The following is a 17,725-nucleotide window of genomic DNA, read 5'->3' on the forward strand; positions in this document are numbered from 1 at the left end:
ACATTGAGATCTACAACAGATATGGATTGAAGGTGTATCAGAGTGGGAGCAGTAATATATTGAGTTGGGATGGCAGGAGTAGTTCGGGGAGTGAGATGCCCTCGGGAACTTATTACTATCTGGTGAAGGTTTCGCTACAGCGATTAGACAAAAAGGATGAGGTACCTACTACCATTAAAGGTTGGATTGAACTGGTAAGGTAATCTTCCAAACTGTAAAATGAAAAACATTTCATAGATTTGCTTATACTCCTATGTATTCTATCAGAATGCTTAGGAGTATTTTCATAAATGCTTTAAAGGTTAAAAAACTAAAGCTATGAAGTTAGCACTTTACTCTATTCTTCCCGAACTTCAGCCATATATAAAGTCCATCTGTTCGATGGAAAGCGATAGAAGTACAAATCTTTCTCCTTTTAGAGTACTTCCCGATGCCTGTGTTGAATTATTTTTTAATTTTAGCAACAGTCAGGATTCCGTATCAACTATTACAGGCAAAAAAGTATTTAGCAATTGCCAGAGTTATGTGATTTCTCGCATGAGTAATTTTATGGATGTGCAGATAACAAGCAAAACAGGCTTTATTTCCATTTGCTTTTATCCGAGTACAGCGTATCTGTTTTTTCACTTACCAATGAGCGAAATAACTGATAGCCTTACCGATCTGCATTGCCTATGGTCAATAGAAGCAAAGGCAATGGAAGAGGAAGTAGACAATGCCTATAGCAAAGAGCAAAAGGTAGCCATTCTTCAAAAATATTTGCTTAGGCAATTGAACAAAAATAAGATTGATAAAACCATACACTATTGTGTGCAGCAAATCAATAAGAATAACAGACCATTTTCAGTAGCTGAACTGGCCGATAAAGTGGGTATAAGTCAACGGCACCTCAGCCGTAAATTCAACCATTGCTTAGGGCTTTCTACAAAAGAGTTTATACATATTAATCGCTTTATTGATTCCCTGGTATTCTTAAAGAAATATCCAGTGATGAGTTTAACAGATATAGCTTATGAGAGCGGCTATTATGACCAGGCGCACTTTATTCACGATTATAAAACATTTGCCGGACTCACGCCAAGCGCAGTATTAGATGCTGACAATCTTGTGATATGTTGAGTATCCAAAAAAAAATCTCTAAAATTTTCTCCGGTGTCCGTTTTTTACAATTTTCTTAATCAGGTATCCCTCAATTTTGTAGAAAAAAAACAATTTTATGAGAAAAGTAATCTTAGGTTTGGCTGTAAGCCTCGACAGTTTCATTGAAGGTCCCAATGGCGAATATGACTGGTGTTTTACTGACCAGGATTATGGGCTGAATGAGTTTTACAAAAATGTCGATTCGGTTTTTATCGGAAGAAAAAGCTATGAAATGTCGTATGGATTAGAAGACGGAGGAGGCTTTGGGTTACCGAAAATGAAAGAATACGTTTTTTCTAATACTTTAAAGCGGGTAAAAGACGGGACAACAATAATTTCAGGCGATATTAAAGCCGAAGTAGAGAAAATAAAACAGGAAGAAGGAAAAGACATCTGGCTTTTTGGAGGTGGAAGCCTCACAGCATCTCTGATGAATTTAGGACTAGTAGACGAACTCTGGCTGTCTGTTCATCCAATCTTATTAGGAGAAGGGAAACCACTCTTTCAGGGATTGAAAGACCGTACACATCTGAAATTGATAGATACCAAAGTCTACGAAACAGGACTGGTTTCTTTGAAATATGTATTGGTTTGAATAGCGCTTCTCCCTTTTGTGAATGGGAGAAGCATTTCTCATAAACGATTTTTGCTTAAACTACTAAATCCATAGAAAATGTTTGAATTAAAGGTGCATGCATAATAGAAATGCCCTATCTTTGCGCCAGAATACGGACGTACAACAATACATGATAAAAAATAGAATCAAGCGCGGGCTTAGGGTGTCGCGCTATGTTATCTATAAAGAAACCTTAGTCGATTTTAAAGAACATTTCTGGTCGTTTACAGGCGCTTTTATAGGTATCGGTTTAATCGCTTTCTTTCAAAGCAAAATCCTTACACAATTTGAGAATATATTTCTGATAGGTTCTTTTGGTGCTTCAAGTGTACTGGTTTACGGAGCTATTCAAAGCCCGTTGGCACAGCCCCGTAATCTAATCGGTGGGCCTGTTATTTCTGCTTTTATCGGTGTTACCATCTATAAATTATTACCTGATATAATCTGGATTACCGCTCCCTTGGCGGTTTCTCTTTCAATTGTCATGATGCAGATTACTAAAACCTTACATCCACCCGGTGGTGCAACGGCACTGATTGCAGTGGCAGGGTCAGAAAAAATCAAAGCATTAGGTTTTCTATATGTTATTTCTCCGGTATTAACTGGCTCTTTGATATTGTTGGTAGTCGCGCTTATCTTCAACAATATAACCTCACACCGGAAATACCCTACTAATCAATTTTTTACCCGCTCATTAATAAGAGGCCTCAGACGATATCCTAAAAGAGCTAAGCAGACTGTTTAGTTAGTTTAATTCCTTCATTTTCTTTTTAAGCAAAACATACAGCATAGTTTGCACTTTGTATGTCTATATCTTCTTGTTTTTTAATATTCCGACAAATTTTATTTATTTTTTTGAGTAACTTAGGGGAATTATCAATCGTGCTTGTCTTTCTCTAAAAACACCTCTTATTCAATGGAATCAACAGTTAATCATTCGTTTACTGACAAAAAAACGTACTCATCTATTCAGCAACTCTTATTAGGTATTCCGCTCTATGTTTATGTAAGTGTTATCGCTTCTATGTTAGTTATCCTGGGCATTTTATGGGATATTGCCTGGCATATGAGCATTGGGCGTGATGGACTTTTTTCAGCGCCTCATGTGGTAGTATATGTGGGTGCCGCCACCGCAGGAATCTTTTCAGGCTATCAAGTATTGAAAACTTCTTTCTGGGGAAGCCTCCTAGAAAAAAGAAAGATGGTTCATTTCTGGGGAATCTTTTATAGTTCTCTTGGTGGACTCTTCTGTATCTGGGGTGGTCTTGCTGCCATTACCTCTGCCCCTTTTGATGACTGGTGGCATAATACTTATGGCCTTGACGTACAGATTTTCTCACCACCACATACCGTACTTCTTTTAGGATTAATGGGTGTGCAGGTTGGAGCTATGGTATCAGTATCGGCTATGCTCAACCGAAAAGAGAAAATGGCTTATTTATCTGAGCAGCAGAATGCGATTCGCACCAAGCGTCTGCAATGGATGTTTGTATTGGCAGCAGGTTTTCTGATTACTAGTGTAATGACGACTCTTTCGGAGTTCCTCGACCGTTGGGGCATGCATCATGTTGATTTTTATAAAATTGCTTCTGCTGCTTTTCCCCTTTTCTTATTGGCTACTGCTCGTGGGTCGGGTATGAAATGGGGCGGCACTTATATTGCCATTACTTTTATGGTATTTCATTGGGCCGTAAATGCTACTTTACGATTATTGCCTGCTGAACCCTTGTTAGGCCCTGTATATAACAAAATCACTACCTATCAGACTTTAGGCTTTCCGGTATTACTGGTTTTTCCTGCATTAGGATTAGATTGGTTAAGGGCAAAATTCTCAACTAAAAACGATTGGTGGTTAAGCTTGATTTTAGGCTTTGCCTATTTCCTTATTTTCTTTGCTGTTCATTATCCTTTCGGGAATTTTATATTAGAATCTCCTCTCGCGCGCGGCTGGTTTTGGGGGAGCGCGTCATGGTCTTATGAAAATGAACCTACGTGGGAGTACCGCTATAAGTTTGCCGACTGGAATATTACCAAGGGAATAGGCGATTGGGTAACTGGCTTAGGAATAGCCTTATTGCTAAGTCTCGTATCTACTCGTATCGGTCTGGCCTGGGGCAAATGGATGCAAAAAGTACAACGTTAACAGTTTAAGAGATTTTTGAACAGATCAATGGAAAAGCAATGAAATTTAAAAAGTTAATACTATTTCTACTAGTAAATATCAATTTTGTAGGTGTTGTAAGCGCCCATATAGGTAGTGCGGGCATTGTGCAGGAAGGCAAAGCCGGAAATTATCAAGTACAAGTATATGTAGAGCCACCCGATGTGATTCCGGGAGTGGCTAAAGTCTCGGTTTCGGTAGATGGAACAGATATCGAAAGTGTAAAGCTAAGTCCGATTTATTACTGGACAGGTGATGAGGGTTCTCCTAAAGAAGATGAAGCTTTACCTGTAGCCGGAGAATCTGGCAGATTTGAAGGTAAAATATGGCTGATGGAAAGCGGAGCAGCCAGTGTTAAAATAGTGATTAATGGCAAACGAGGTAAAGGAGAAACTCTCATCCCTATTGCCGCAATTGCAACAGCCAAGCGTGACTTGCCTAAATCACTAGGTTGGATTTTAGCAGGCTTGGCGCTACTTTTAGTAGGCATCATGACAACTATTATTGGCGCAAGTACGAGCGATAGTTTATTGAAACCGGGTATTGAAGGAGATAAAAAGACAAATCGCCGCAAGGTAGTTGGCTCGACTGTGGGCCTAAGCTTTTGCGGACTTCTGCTATTTATAGGCAATAACTGGTGGGGCTCTATATCGAAAGATTACAGAGAGCAATATATGTTCCGGCCTTATACGGCGACCTCTACCATAAAAATAGAAAATGCCCAAAGAGTATTGAATTTCAAGATAGATTCTAATTCGTTAGAACGTCGTTGGACAAGCTATGTAATTCCTGACCATGGGAAATTGATGCACTTATTTCTGGTGCGCCAGGGTACACTAGATGCGTTTGCACACTTACACCCGGTCAGAAAAGATACGATTACTTTTGAAGCGCCATTGCCGAATCTGCCTGCAGGGAAATACCTCGTATACGCCGATATCCTGCGTTTTCATGGTTTACAATATACAATTGCCGATACAGTGGATATTCCGGCTTTAAAAATTTCAGCAGAGAGTTTTGAAAAACAAACAGGCGATTCTGACGATACTTATGTAGTAACTAACCCTATTAATAACAAGGCTTCTGTTACACAAGATGCAGGTATAAGTATTTGCGGTACACCGGGTGTAAAAACAGCTTTGCCTGATGGTTCAAGTATTATATGGGAAGAGAAACCTAATCAGACATTAAAAGCAGGGCAAGTTTATGACCTGAAATTCTCAGTGATGAGTCCAGATGGGAAACCTGCCGAATTACAGACTTACCTGGGTATGATGGGACATGCGGCTATATTGAAAGAAGATGGCTCTGTTTATATACATTTGCACCCGAATGGTACTTTTTCAGCCACTGCCCAACAGGTGATGGAAAAGCGTATAGGTGAAAAGACTAATCCAAGCCCGAGACTGGATAATGCCAAGCGATTCAGAGATAGTGTTGATAATGTGCTACTTCAATTGCAGGCACTACCCGAGGCAGAAAGAGATAGGGCATTAATGGGAGGAATGGTACACCAAACTACCGGACACCATGACGGAAGCGTGAGTTTCCCATATGTATTCCCAAGCGCGGGTAATTACCGGATATGGTTACAGGTAAAGAGAAACGGAAAGATTTTGACTGGAGCTTTTGATGCGAGGGTGATATGATTTATATGTAAATAGGTTTCAAGGAATAAGCTTTTTTTAATTTAGAATAAGGCAAATCATATCCCGTAGGGATGATATATCGGTAGAAATATACAGCATAATTAGTGTCCGAGTCCCGTAGGGACGGTATATTAATATATCGTCCCTACGGGACTTCGGTATTATAAATAACACTTTTCTACCGATATATCATCCCTACGGGATAACAAACTTGAGAATAGCAGATTAGAATAAAGAGTGTTTATTTATTCAATCAGATCCTACTTCTTAGCTAATTCTATCTCCTTAATAGCCTCTGTCAAAAGCGCATTAAACTTCTCAGGTTTTTCAATCATTGGATAATGCCCCGTTTTACCTACATTAAAAAAGCGATAAGCAATACCATTCCTTCTGAATGCCAAAGTATCAGTAGGATTAGCCGAACTGTTTATCAAATATAAAGGCATTTTTAAAGTTTTCAGTTTTGCATCTGTCGGATAAGGGAAACTTTGTTCCATGCAATCCAATGCAATGGTAGAGTCAGAATTGACAATATCGTCTGTTACTCTTTTACGGATTGATTTAGGTGTAGATGGCGCAAACAAAGCCTGATTTATATAAGCCGAAACAGTTTTCTTATAATTACCTTTGGCCTTCTTAAAAAACTCTTCTATTTCTTTTTGTGTTTGAGGTGTTTCTTTCGCCCCATAGCTATTAAAATTATCGATACCTATCAGACCAATCACACGCGGCTGATTATCTAAGGCGGTTTCTAAAGCAATTGCTCCACTCATCGAATGCCCGACAAGAATGACATTTTTCAAATCTAATCCATTCAACACAGCCGATACATCATTAGCATAATCTTCTACAGTCCATGATTTTCTGTTTTTTCCTGATTCACCAAAACCGGGTAAGTCCATAGCCACTACTCTATAATGTTTGGCAAAAGCAGTATCCTGATTCTTCCAATAGGTTCTATTAATACCCCAACCATGAATAAATACCAGGGTAGTATCACCTTTTTTGGAATCATCATAGGCAATATTTACACCTTTATTAGCTACTTTAAAGTTTTCTGCCGTGTCTTTAGGTATAGCAGAAGAATCTATAGTAGAATAAGTGTTGTTAGGGCTTGTACATGCTATTGGTAAAATCAATGCAATTACGACCAGGAGTTTTATTAGCCTGTTCATGGTATCTATTGGTTGGTTAATGAATTGTGATTGACTATAAATTAATGGCATAAAAATTCATGCCAATGGCATTTATAGGTTAAATGAAAGGTAAAATGCTGAAATATAAACTAATAACAAAAAAGGCTTCGAAACGAAGCCCTTTCTTATTGTTTTAAATATTGATTATATCCAACCTCCGGCGCGGTACTCTCTTTTGACGAAAGCATTCGCAGGGTCGAAATTAGTGATTTTCATATTAGGACCATCCCACAAGAGTTTCTTACGGCCGATGAAGTTATTTTTAGAATCACGGAGTAAGAACGAACGAACTGCCAGATTACCCATTAAAACTGTTTCAGTTAACGGGCCAGATTGATCGAAAGATGAACTGGTATAAGTGCCAAACCCAGTTTTACAGGCCTTTACCCATTGTTGCTGATGTCCTTCGGTATCACCTTCAACTAATGGACGTTTAGGTGCAGGCAATTTTACATTCTGAAATTTAGTTTCAGGGAATAACTTAGGATTGTTACCGAAAAGTTCGGTTGCTAAAATTCCCTTAGAGCCAATAAACATAACCCCACCATCAATATTGGCAAATACTTTATCATAATCGCAACCATCCGGTAATTGTGGACGAATACCACCATCATACCAGTTTAAGCTTAATTCTTTAAATTGTTTACCTTTAGGATTCGGGAATTTCAAGTGAATAGCTGACGATGGCGGACAGACATCATCAAAATGTGCTTCTTTAAAGAAGTCGGCATATACTTGCCCTACCGAACATTCTACCGAAGTAGGGTAACCCAGTTTCAAGGCACGGAAAGGTACGTCAATAAAGTGGCACCCCATATCGCCTAAGGCACCTGTACCAAAATCCCAATACCCACGCCAGCGGAATGGCATATAGGCTTCGTGATAATCACGCATAGGAGCTGTTCCAAGCCACAAATCCCAGTTAACCTCAGGTGGAATAGGCTGATTCATACCTTTATCTTTCGGTGATTGTACACCTTGCGGCCACACCGGGCGGTTGGTCCATACTTCTACCGTATGTACATCGCCAATTGTTCCATTCTGGATAATAGCTTCGGTAATACGTGTTCCTTTACCACTACTTCCCTGATTACCCATCTGGGTTACTAATTTATATTTTTTGGCTGCTTCTGTCAACTGGCGTGCTTCCCATATATCATGTGTCAACGGTTTTTCTAAATACACGTGTTTATTCAATTGCATAGCCGACATGGCTATCGGATAGTGCATGTGGTCGGGGGTAGTAACAATTACCGCATCAATATTTTTGGCTTCTTTCTCCAACATCTGGCGGTAATCCTTATAATAAGGCGCTTTAGGGAATTGTTTGCGGAATTTATTCGACTCTCTATCGTCTACATCACAAAGAGCTGCGATATTGTCAGAACCATTATTGTAAGCCAGAGGAATATTTACATTGGCTTTGCCACCACAACCCACAGCCGCTATATTAAGTTTATCGCTAGGAGCCACAAAACCCTTTCCTAATACATGACGAGGAACAATCATGAAACCTGCCGAAGCCAGGGTTGCATTTTTAAGAAAATTACGCCGTGAAGATTCGTTTCTTTTTTGATTTGAGTTTTTCATAGGTAAATAGAGGATTAAAATAGTTTTGTTTGAGTATACACTTGTCTATACAAATCCGTCAGAAAAGTACAAAATAATATTTGAAATGTTAATGCAGATAAGAAGGTTTTTTGGTAGGGAGAAAGGAATAGGCAGAATGGAGAAAGGAAAAAAATTGTGGCGCGAGCTTTCAGCTCGCAGTTGATATAGGAACTAGGAGTGGCTAAAGGTTTTTAATCGAAAAATGAAAACAGAAAAATATAAAATGTAAAAGGAAAGCTGCCTGAATAAAAAGTCGTAGTAAAAGCAACTCCCCTTTAGGAGCCGGGGGCGGCATTCAAAACAAAAGCCCGAAAGGTTGCTTTCGGGCTTTGTTCTGAGATGGTATCAGTAAAATTATTTTACTTCTACTTCTGCACCAGCTTCTTCTAAAGATTTTTTCAAACCTTCAGCTTCATCTTTAGCAACACCTTCTTTCAATGGTTTCGGAGCTGAGTCTACTAAATCTTTAGCTTCTTTCAAGCCAAGACCAGTAAGATCTTTCACTAACTTCACAACTTGAAGTTTGTTAGGACCAGCACCTTTCAGGATTACGTCGAAAGATGTTTTTTCAGCTGGAGCTTCAGCAGCTTCGCCACCGCCGCCACCACCTTGCATTACTACAGGTGCAGCAGCTGCTGGTTCGATACCATACTCGTCTTTTAATATTTGTGCTAATTCGTTTACTTCTTTTACAGTCAAATTTACTAATTGCTCTGCAAATGCTTTCAAATCTGCCATTTTTGTATAGAATTTAAAAGTTAATACTTGTTTTTGATAAATAATTTTGAATTTAATATCAGCCAACCTGGCTGATGATTGTTTACTGCATATAGCCATTGAAAGCTACAATTGGTAAACGAATTAAGCTGCTTCTTTCTCCGACAAAGTCTTGAGAATACCAGCCAATTTGTTGCCACCGCTTTGCAAGCCAGAAATAACATTTTTGGCAGGTGATTGCAACAAACCGATAACTTCGCCAATCAATTCCTGCTTTGATTTCAAGTTCAACAACGTATCCAATTGGTCGTGGCCGATGAACAAAGCTGAATCAACTGAAGCACCTTTTAATGTGATGCTGTTTTTATTTGCTTTCAGGAAGTCTTTAATCAATTTTGCAGCTACTTTGCCCGACTCATCGTGGAACATCACACCTGAAAAACCTTTAAGAACAGTTCCGTCAAATGACGAATAATCGGTATCTAATCTTTCAAGAGCCTTGCTGATTAGTGTGTTTTTCACTACACGATACTCGATACCACGCTCGAAACACAAACGACGTAATTCATTGGTTTTAGCAACGTTCAGTCCGCCCGCATCGGTGATATAGAAGTAAGGGGTAGCTGCAAATTTCTCTGCAAGCTCGTCAATTATTGCTCCTTTTTCTTCTTTTGTCATGATTACAATCCATTAATGGTTGTTCTGTCGATTTGAATACCAGGCCCCATTGTGCTTGCCAGTGATATGCTTTTCACATATGTACCTTTAGCTGAAGATGGTTTCAATTTCAACAAAGTTTGAATCAATTCTGTAGCATTTTCTGCTAATTTCTCAGGCGAGAAAGAAACCTTACCGATGGAAGCGTGAATGATACCGGTTTTGTCAACTTTGAAGTCGATTTTACCAGCTTTCACTTCTTTTACTGCTGTTGCTACGTCGAGCGTTACAGTACCAGACTTAGGGTTTGGCATCAATCCGCGTGGTCCGAGGATTTTACCTAACTTACCAAGTTTAGCCATTACAGTTGGCATCGTGATGATTACGTCGATGTCGGTCCAACCTTGTTCGATTTTTTGGATGTATTCGTCCAAACCTACATAATCAGCGCCAGCAGCTTTTGCATCAGCTTCTTTATCAGGAGTACACAATACTAAAACGCGAACAGTTTTACCGGTTCCGTGTGGTAGAGCTACCACACCACGTACCATTTGGTCAGCCTTACGAGGGTCAACACCTAAACGAACGTGAACATCTACCGAAGAGTCGAATTTAGTGTATGCAATTTGCTTCAAAACATCAGCTGCATCTTTTAGAGAATAAGCTTTTGAAGCGTCATACTTCGACATTGCTTCCTTTCTTTTTTTGGTCAATTTTGCCATTTGCTTTGTTTGGTTATAGCGTTATGCCGGGCATAACTCCCATGAATAATAATGAATGAGTAACAATCATTCGTTGTTTTTTAAAACGGTGCGTTGCCTGAGATAGTAATGCCCATGTTTTTGGCAGTACCGGCAATCATCTTCATTGCTGATTCAACAGTAAAGCAATTCAAGTCTGGCATTTTGGTTTCGGCAATAGTTTTTACCTGATCCCAAGTTACCGAACCAACTTTCTTACGATTGGGTTGGTCTGAACCTGTTTTTACCTTAGATGCTTCTAACAGCATGATAGCAGCGGGTGGAGTTTTGATGGCAAATTCAAACGATTTGTCAGTGTAATAAGTAATTACAACTGGCAAGATCATACCCACTTTATCCTGGGTACGAGCGTTGAATTGTTTACAAAATTCCATGATGTTCAAACCTTTAGAACCCAATGCCGGACCAATTGGTGGCGAAGGGTTGGCTTGACCGCCTTTTACCTGAAGTTTCACATATCCTGCGATGTCTTTCGCCATTGTCTTTCAGATTTTAAGGAATTTTACAAAAAGATTTGCTTGAGTCTTGATTAGGGGCTCACATTCCCGCCTCAGTATCAATCATTTCCGTTGATTTTGGTTCAGAAATTTCGCCTTTTGCCAGGGGAAGCGACACCGTGTGAATAGGCATCAAGACTAAGACTGATTTCTGCCGTTTCAAGAAGTATTTGCACACCTTTTGAAAATCGGACTGCAAAAGTAGGGGTTTTTGATTTGATTAGCAAGGAAACTTTTAAGTATTTTCTAAAAATCTTACAAATGGGCAAAAACAGTTAAAAAGTGAGAAGACACTGATTATAAACAGGTTACGTATAGCTTTCCTATTGAGCAGAGTATGACATTTTTGGGTAAAAATGCTATAAAATAAGGATTTACTATGCCCTTTGCTAAGATTTAACATTGACTTAACATACCTAACGATTTTTTAACCATAACTTTGCAGTACACTAATTGAAAACGCCAAATATGAGTTCTGCTCACCGTGTTTTAGTAGTTGACGATGAAGCCGATATAGTTGAATTGTTAAGCTACAACCTTGAAAAAGAGGGGTATAAGGTCGCTAGTGCCCCGGATGGAAAAAAAGCTATTGAAGTTGCTCGTGAATTTCTGCCTGATTTAGTTATCCTTGATATAATGATGCCATATATGGATGGTATCGAAGTAGGGCGGACGCTACGTGCTATGCCTGAAATGAAGAATATCTACATTCTGTATCTGACCGCCCGCTCTGAAGAATATTCTGAAATTGCCGCATTTGAAGTGGGTGCCGATGATTATCTGACCAAGCCAATCAAGCCTCGTGCATTAATGAGTCGTATCAATGCGTTCTTCCGCCGTGAGGCACAAAAAACAGATACAAGTGATACATTAGAAGTAGCAGGTCTGAATATTAATCGCCAGAATTATACTGTTACAAAGCAGGATGGCTCAACCATTGTATTACCCAAAAAGGAATTTGAATTACTTTTCTTCTTAGCACAGTATCCTAACAAAGTATTTAGCCGCGATGAAATTCTTCAGAAAATCTGGGGGGTTGATATTTTCGTTGTTGAACGTACGATAGATGTACACATCCGTAAAGTACGCGAAAAAGTAGGCGAAAATTATATCAAAACCCTGAAAGGCGTAGGATATATGTTTACAGATGAGTAATTATCTGTATTAAGAAAGAATTATCAGTAATTTTGCAGAAATTATTTCCGCAAATGAGGGATTGATAATTTTTTCATTTTAACCATTCACTCAGAATGTCGTTTAGCCCCCGAATTATTGCATTTTTTCTTGCCGTATTAATTACGACTGTTTCTATTGTATTCTTAAGTTTTGTACCTAATGTGAGTGCGGCTATGTTGTTTGTGGTAGGTGTAGCTTCTTTTTTTGCCTCTTTCTTTTTTGTCTTCTATACCATTGATATTCTGGTCTTTCGTGAAGTAGACCAGATTTATAAGACTATTCAGAAACTCAAAATCCGTGATTTTGATATTTCGCGCAGAACTCTGATCAGAAGTGTAAACCCCATCAAAAAATTGAACTCTGAAATCTCGAATTATGTAGCCCGTAAACAGCAGGAGATTGACGAGTTGAAGAAGATGGAGGTATTTAGAAGAGAGTTCCTTGCAGATGTATCGCACGAATTGAAAACCCCAATCTTTGCCGCTCAGGGCTTTATTCATACGTTATTGGATGGAGCGATGGAAGACCCTGTGATTCTCGAACGCTTTTTAAATAAAGCCGCCAAAAGCCTTGATGGTCTGGATGCTTTGGTAAGAGATCTGGTTACCCTCTCACAGGTGGAAAAAGGCGACTTGAAAATGCATTTCGAGAAAATCGACCTGAAACATATTACCGAAGAAATATTTGAGCAATTAGAGTCAAAAGCTAAAACCAGAGGAGTAACATTAAAAATCAAACCGAAAGATCTACAAGCAGCCTGGGTAACAGCTGATAAACAGCGTATCTCTCAGGTAATTACCAATCTGGTTGATAATGCCATTAAATATGGTAAAGAAAACGGAAAGATAATTGTAGAAATAGAAGAAGAGAAAAAGTACTTCCAGATTTCGATAGAAGACGATGGGCCGGGTATTTCGCCGGAACACCTTTCACGTATCTTTGAACGTTTCTACAGAATTGATAAAAGTCGCTCGCGTGAAACAGGTGGCACAGGCTTGGGATTGGCTATTGTAAAGCATATCCTCAACGCACACCATTCAAAAATTAGTGTTACCAGTAAGATTGATAAAGGTACACGATTCTCCTTTAGATTACCGGTAGCTGGTCAGGAAATTAGTAAGGGGTAAAATAGCCGGGTTCAATCGTCTAGTTACCCCATTACCATTTCACAGCAGTTTGGTGAGAACACTTTTAATCTTCAAGATTAAAAGCTTTTTTCACGGCTTCATAATTCTTAAAATCTATATCTTTCAGACGAGCGCCACTTGCTCCCGCAATAAATACAAAACGGAAATCTTCATCAATAAAAATCTCATTCACATCTACGTGCTTTGCAAATTTTATACTACACTCCATTTTTTTTGCAGAAGCTTCAAAGAGATAATTACGCTGCATAATTTCCCCCCAGGCATAATAGTATTGCAAAGTAAAGGGAAGTAAATAGATGTTTTCGTCGTCTCCTGTTACCTTGTTATAAACTAATACAATACCGTCTTTCAGAATATTTTCGGTCAGTTGATTAATTTTATTTCCGCTAAATGTGATTTTACTGGTAAATGTTTTTGGGTCATAAGCCTTGATAAAATCGGCTTCTTTAACGGTATACCACTCTGTAGCTATCACTTTTACTTTTCCTAAGTCTCCGTCCGGACCTTTATCTCCGACCACCCCCTGTGGCCCTGCCGGACCAATTTCTCCATCTGGTCCTTTTTTACAGCCATTTATTAATACTAATACTATCAATAGACAGCATAGCCGATTAATATTTTTTTTCATTGATTTCTATTTTAAATGTTCTATACAACTGATTTTAGATATACCGTCAGATTTAGTCTTTTAGATTCAGCGCTTGCTTTACCTGTTCATAATTGGTTAAATCTACATTATTCAAGCGTGCACCCCCTGTATTTGGAATGATTATAAAGCGGTACTCTTCATCGCGGAATAATTTAGTCACATCGGCAGGTTTTGATAATTCTATAAATAAATCTGCTCTTTTGGGGCCGGCTATAAAATAATAGCTCAATTGAAGATTTTCCGAAACGTGTCCATAGTCAATTACTGTCGGAACTGAAATAACTTTAGTACGGTCACTTACCGGGCGCATATACATTAATATTACACCGTCGTTTATCTCTTTTTGAGTTAAATTATCAAGTCCGCCACCAGTGAAACCAGTTGCGGTATATAGACCTTCTGCATCATATCGGCTTAAATGATCTGCTTTCGTTACAGGTGACCATCCCAAAGCCATCACATTAATTTCGCCGATATTACCTTTGGGGCCGGTGTTCCCTTTAGCACCTTGCGGACCAATAGCTCCGTTTTCACCTGCCGGGCCTTCGCATGCAGTAAATAATAGTAGAGCAGATAGTAGTGTTAGTAAAGCGTAAACATTTTTTTTCATAAAGAGTAGTAAGTTTAAAATTCATCTCAAAATTCTTATCTTTTCCATACCTTATCAATAAGGCATTTGCCGTATTTTCTTTAGAAGAGATTTAATATGAATATCAGAAAATCAACTGGTTAGATAAACAAAGACGCCTGTCTATTCAGTCATAGACCAAATAGACAGGCGTCTTTAAAAGGAGAAAATTCTAATTACAAGCTGCAATAGGTGTAGCTTTCGCTACAAAAACCGCCCCTGTACTTATTTCAAAACCTGCATTTAATGAGATACTATTATTGGCTAGGTATTGCGCATTGGCAGTAGCCAACACTTTGTTAGTTGCCGTAATAGTAGTAGATGAGGCGTAAATAGCTGTGCCGGAAATAGAAGCAGTAAGGCTGATATTTGATGAAACTGTTGTTACAATTATTTCAGTAGTAGCTACTCTTTCGCTTTTACAATTACTGGCTTCGCAAGCGCTATAATAAACTATAGTAGATGTAGGTGATTGATTCAAGCTATTGCCTGTTCCAATGGCTGTTCCTCCTGTTGCCTGATTATACCAGGTAACAGTTCCAACACTACATTGAGCCGATAGGATGACCGTATTGCCCGGACAAACCACAGTTTTATTTACAGTAACATTAGTTGGATTAGTAGTAAGTGTAGGGACCGATTGACGTTCGTAAGCTCCCATATCTGCAACACCATTATTATAAGGGCGGGGTGAGTTAGTAATATCAGTGGTAAAAGTATTGGTATTAGTACCTGTATTAACCCCCGGCGAGCAACCAGTTAAAGATAGCCCATCATCAGTGCTGAAGAATTTATTATCTGCGCCATCAATATCTGAAATATTGGTAAATAGTGGGTCTCCATCATAATTATTCCCACCATCAATACCATAATTCCCACTCCATGAGCCGCCTGCTCCTGAGTTTTGTAGGATAGAATAGCTACTAGTGAGCGTTCCGTCATCAAGCGCATTGAATATATTACCACCTGCAACAGGGGTTTCATTCCATATAATGCTATTAATAAAACTTATATTACCATTACCATCTGCTGTAATGGTTTTTTTTGGAGTTAAACTATTATTATTTACAACCGTCAAGTTTGTGAATTTAATAGTTTTACCAGCCTGCATATTAGACGAAACACTAATGGCACCACCATCACGGTAATTATTGCTAAGAAAAGCAGCATTATTAAATAAAACTACATTATCAACAAAAGTATGCCCTCTATGAATAAACATACCACCTGTTTGCTCTCCTCTATTATTTAAATAATAACTATTGTTGATCCTGACAGTATCTATACCATTAGTATTATTATGATAAGTAGTACCGAACAAGCCATCATTTCCTATAAAAATACAGTTTTTAATGGTTGGAAAAGACGCATTAATACTCAAGGCAGCACCATAAACGGATGAAAGAGGGAAACCGTTAACTGTTTGAGAGACGGAGCTTCCGGTACTTTTACCGGCTGTGAAGGTAATCCCGTCAACACCTGTGTTTTTATCACAATTAATAATGGCAAGAATATGGTAAACATTATTGCCTTGAATATCGGTGTAGGTTTCAGCAATAGAATTACCATCAGTATTCGTATCATTATTGTCAACATCGCCCGAAAAAATGGTCTTATTGGTTTTAAAGTCTCTTTGAGCAAATGAGGTTTCAGTGCCTGCAAAACCACCAAAGAGCTTCACGCCAGATTTCATGTACCAGATTTTATTTCTACTATTTGAAGGATTGACATTTCCGGAAGCATCGGCTATTGGCTTATATATACCTGCTGAAACCCATACACTATCATTAGCAGATGAGGCATTAATCATAGCCTGAATATCACCAGAAGCATTAGCCCATGAAAAACCATCACCTGTGCCCGTTCCAATAGTTTTTACATATCGGCGGGTAGGGGTTCTTATATAACTAAAAGGAACGATAAAAGTACAACTTTCGTAACTGATTTTGGCGTACAGTATATAAGAACCGCCAGGAAAATTGCCCGGAATAAAGGTATTATTATTTGACGTATAAGTACCTGCTGAGATAGTTGCTGCAGCATCTCTGAAAATTCCTTGAATAGCTGATAATTTGAAAGAAGAACCGGTAAAAATAGCATTATTGGCAGCGTTATTATTAACCAGAATGTTGAGATTGGTAAGAGTAGGATAGGCATTGGCCCGTATTACGCCATCATTAGAAGTAGAACCTGAATTATATAAAGAGCCATCTATCTGCAGAAGCCCGTCATTTTCGGTAGTTGCATTTGATTGTGTATAATAATCACCAGTCATTTTGATAATTCCGCAACCGAGATTTCTCAGTCTGCTATTCGAATTATACAATTCTAAGCTCCCTGTAATATTTACCAGCCCATTATTATTCAATTTCCCGGGAATAAGCGTAATAGCTGTGGCAGGGCTGGTTCCATTGAAAGTTGCTCCAGCATTATTATTTAATATAGCACCGGAATCTCCGAAGCGAATCACTTCTTTTCCGTTGGAAGTAATTATGCCCCCACTCTGATTATTAATGGTAGCTGCTGCCATTCTGATACCATAATTCGCTCCACCATTTATAGTAATAGTACCAGTATTATTGATAATAGCACTAAAAGTCAGGAGAATAGCCGCTTCCTGAGAAACTTCAGTAGGATTTGTATTAGTGACTAGAAGTGTTCCATTATTAGTAAGTCCACCATTGCTGATTTGTAAGACTGGGCCAACGATACTAGAAATGGTAAGTGTTGCGCCACTATTAACTGTAAGTAATGCTCCTGAAACAGAAATGTTGATACTTTTGGCAGAGACGCTGCTACTGATAATAGGGTCGATGGTTGCCGTATTGATAATTACCTCATCAGAAGCAGTGGGTACTCCTACAGGATTCCAGTTGGCATCACTATGCCAGTCAGTGGTTGTACCAGCCCAGGTTTTAGTTTGAGCAAATAAGTATTGGGTGCAAAAAAGACCCAATAACAATAACAGTAAAGTTTTTTTCATGTTGAGACTTTCGATGGTATTAAGGTGGGGAATAATACCTCAAAAGTAGCTTTGCTATTATACGTAGCGTTAGCGCAAAATGAACATTCTTTAACTCATTTTGAACATTAAGAAAATTTATTGCTCAACCCCTTTC

The 17,725-nt window shown here is 38.7% G+C and carries 17 protein-coding genes; 8 read left to right on the plus strand and 9 right to left on the minus strand.

The window, feature by feature from the left end; translation table 11 throughout:
• The 6 genes from D0T08_RS04940 to D0T08_RS04965 all read left to right on the plus strand — a co-directional run.
• The coding region (locus D0T08_RS04940) for a gliding motility-associated C-terminal domain-containing protein (protein WP_147322710.1) at nt 1–203 on the plus strand (203 nt) is incomplete at its 5' end.
• Between the two features lie 115 nt (nt 204–318).
• Nucleotides 319–1,119 (plus strand): helix-turn-helix domain-containing protein, encoded by an 801-nt coding sequence (locus tag D0T08_RS04945; RefSeq protein WP_116981505.1) that lies wholly within the window; start codon nt 319–321, stop codon nt 1,117–1,119.
• A gap of 97 nt (nt 1,120–1,216) precedes the next feature.
• Entirely contained in the window at nt 1,217–1,735 is a 519-nt protein-coding gene (locus D0T08_RS04950; RefSeq protein ID WP_116981506.1) for a dihydrofolate reductase family protein, read from the plus strand.
• A gap of 151 nt (nt 1,736–1,886) precedes the next feature.
• Nucleotides 1,887–2,501, plus strand: a complete 615-nt coding sequence (locus D0T08_RS04955) for an HPP family protein (RefSeq protein ID WP_116981507.1) — start codon at nt 1,887–1,889, stop codon at nt 2,499–2,501.
• Nucleotides 2,502–2,672: 171 nt separating this feature from the next.
• The gene (locus tag D0T08_RS04960) at nt 2,673–3,899 is read left to right on the plus strand and encodes a hypothetical protein (protein WP_116981508.1); all 1,227 of its coding nucleotides are present in this window, start codon (nt 2,673–2,675) and stop codon (nt 3,897–3,899) included.
• A gap of 38 nt (nt 3,900–3,937) precedes the next feature.
• The gene (locus D0T08_RS04965) at nt 3,938–5,566 is read left to right on the plus strand and encodes a hypothetical protein (RefSeq protein WP_116981509.1); all 1,629 of its coding nucleotides are present in this window, start codon (nt 3,938–3,940) and stop codon (nt 5,564–5,566) included.
• 260 nt (nt 5,567–5,826) lie between these two features.
• Here the strand turns inward: D0T08_RS04965 and D0T08_RS04970 are convergent, their stop codons facing one another.
• The 6 genes from D0T08_RS04970 to rplK form a co-directional block, all read right to left on the minus strand.
• A complete protein-coding gene (locus D0T08_RS04970) occupies nt 5,827–6,741 on the minus strand; it encodes an alpha/beta fold hydrolase (protein ID WP_158561196.1) in 915 nt (304 codons plus the stop codon).
• Between the two features lie 165 nt (nt 6,742–6,906).
• A complete protein-coding gene (locus D0T08_RS04975) occupies nt 6,907–8,352 on the minus strand; it encodes a Gfo/Idh/MocA family protein (RefSeq protein WP_116981511.1) in 1,446 nt (481 codons plus the stop codon).
• A 375-nt stretch (nt 8,353–8,727) separates the two neighbouring features.
• Nucleotides 8,728–9,111: a 50S ribosomal protein L7/L12 gene (rplL, locus tag D0T08_RS04980; RefSeq protein WP_116982007.1), complete on the minus strand. Its 384-nt coding sequence runs from the start codon at nt 9,109–9,111 to the stop codon at nt 8,728–8,730.
• Nucleotides 9,112–9,234: 123 nt separating this feature from the next.
• Nucleotides 9,235–9,768 (minus strand): 50S ribosomal protein L10, encoded by a 534-nt coding sequence (rplJ, locus tag D0T08_RS04985; protein ID WP_116981512.1) that lies wholly within the window; start codon nt 9,766–9,768, stop codon nt 9,235–9,237.
• Between the two features lie 2 nt (nt 9,769–9,770).
• The gene (rplA, locus tag D0T08_RS04990; protein WP_116981513.1) at nt 9,771–10,469 is read right to left on the minus strand and encodes a 50S ribosomal protein L1; all 699 of its coding nucleotides are present in this window, start codon (nt 10,467–10,469) and stop codon (nt 9,771–9,773) included.
• Between the two features lie 80 nt (nt 10,470–10,549).
• Nucleotides 10,550–10,987 (minus strand): 50S ribosomal protein L11, encoded by a 438-nt coding sequence (gene rplK, locus D0T08_RS04995; protein WP_116981514.1) that lies wholly within the window; start codon nt 10,985–10,987, stop codon nt 10,550–10,552.
• 486 nt (nt 10,988–11,473) lie between these two features.
• Between rplK and D0T08_RS05000 the strand changes: the two genes are divergently transcribed.
• Complete coding sequence (locus D0T08_RS05000; RefSeq protein ID WP_116981515.1) at nt 11,474–12,160, plus strand: response regulator transcription factor; 687 nt, start codon at nt 11,474–11,476, stop codon at nt 12,158–12,160.
• A 95-nt stretch (nt 12,161–12,255) separates the two neighbouring features.
• Nucleotides 12,256–13,308: a cell wall metabolism sensor histidine kinase WalK gene (locus D0T08_RS05005; RefSeq protein ID WP_116981516.1), complete on the plus strand. Its 1,053-nt coding sequence runs from the start codon at nt 12,256–12,258 to the stop codon at nt 13,306–13,308.
• 64 nt (nt 13,309–13,372) lie between these two features.
• Here the strand turns inward: D0T08_RS05005 and D0T08_RS05010 are convergent, their stop codons facing one another.
• The 3 genes from D0T08_RS05010 to D0T08_RS05020 all read right to left on the minus strand — a co-directional run bounded on the left by D0T08_RS05010 (nt 13,373) and on the right by D0T08_RS05020 (nt 17,589).
• The gene (locus tag D0T08_RS05010) at nt 13,373–13,957 is read right to left on the minus strand and encodes a collagen-like protein (RefSeq protein ID WP_116981517.1); all 585 of its coding nucleotides are present in this window, start codon (nt 13,955–13,957) and stop codon (nt 13,373–13,375) included.
• Nucleotides 13,958–14,009: 52 nt separating this feature from the next.
• Nucleotides 14,010–14,588, minus strand: a complete 579-nt coding sequence (locus D0T08_RS05015; RefSeq protein ID WP_116981518.1) for a collagen-like protein — start codon at nt 14,586–14,588, stop codon at nt 14,010–14,012.
• Nucleotides 14,589–14,778: 190 nt separating this feature from the next.
• The gene (locus tag D0T08_RS05020; protein WP_116981519.1) at nt 14,779–17,589 is read right to left on the minus strand and encodes an S-layer family protein; all 2,811 of its coding nucleotides are present in this window, start codon (nt 17,587–17,589) and stop codon (nt 14,779–14,781) included.
• Nucleotides 17,590–17,725 lie beyond the last annotated feature (136 nt).

It is taken from the genome of Emticicia sp. C21 (assembly GCF_003418935.1).
Classification (GTDB): domain Bacteria; phylum Bacteroidota; class Bacteroidia; order Cytophagales; family Spirosomataceae; genus Emticicia.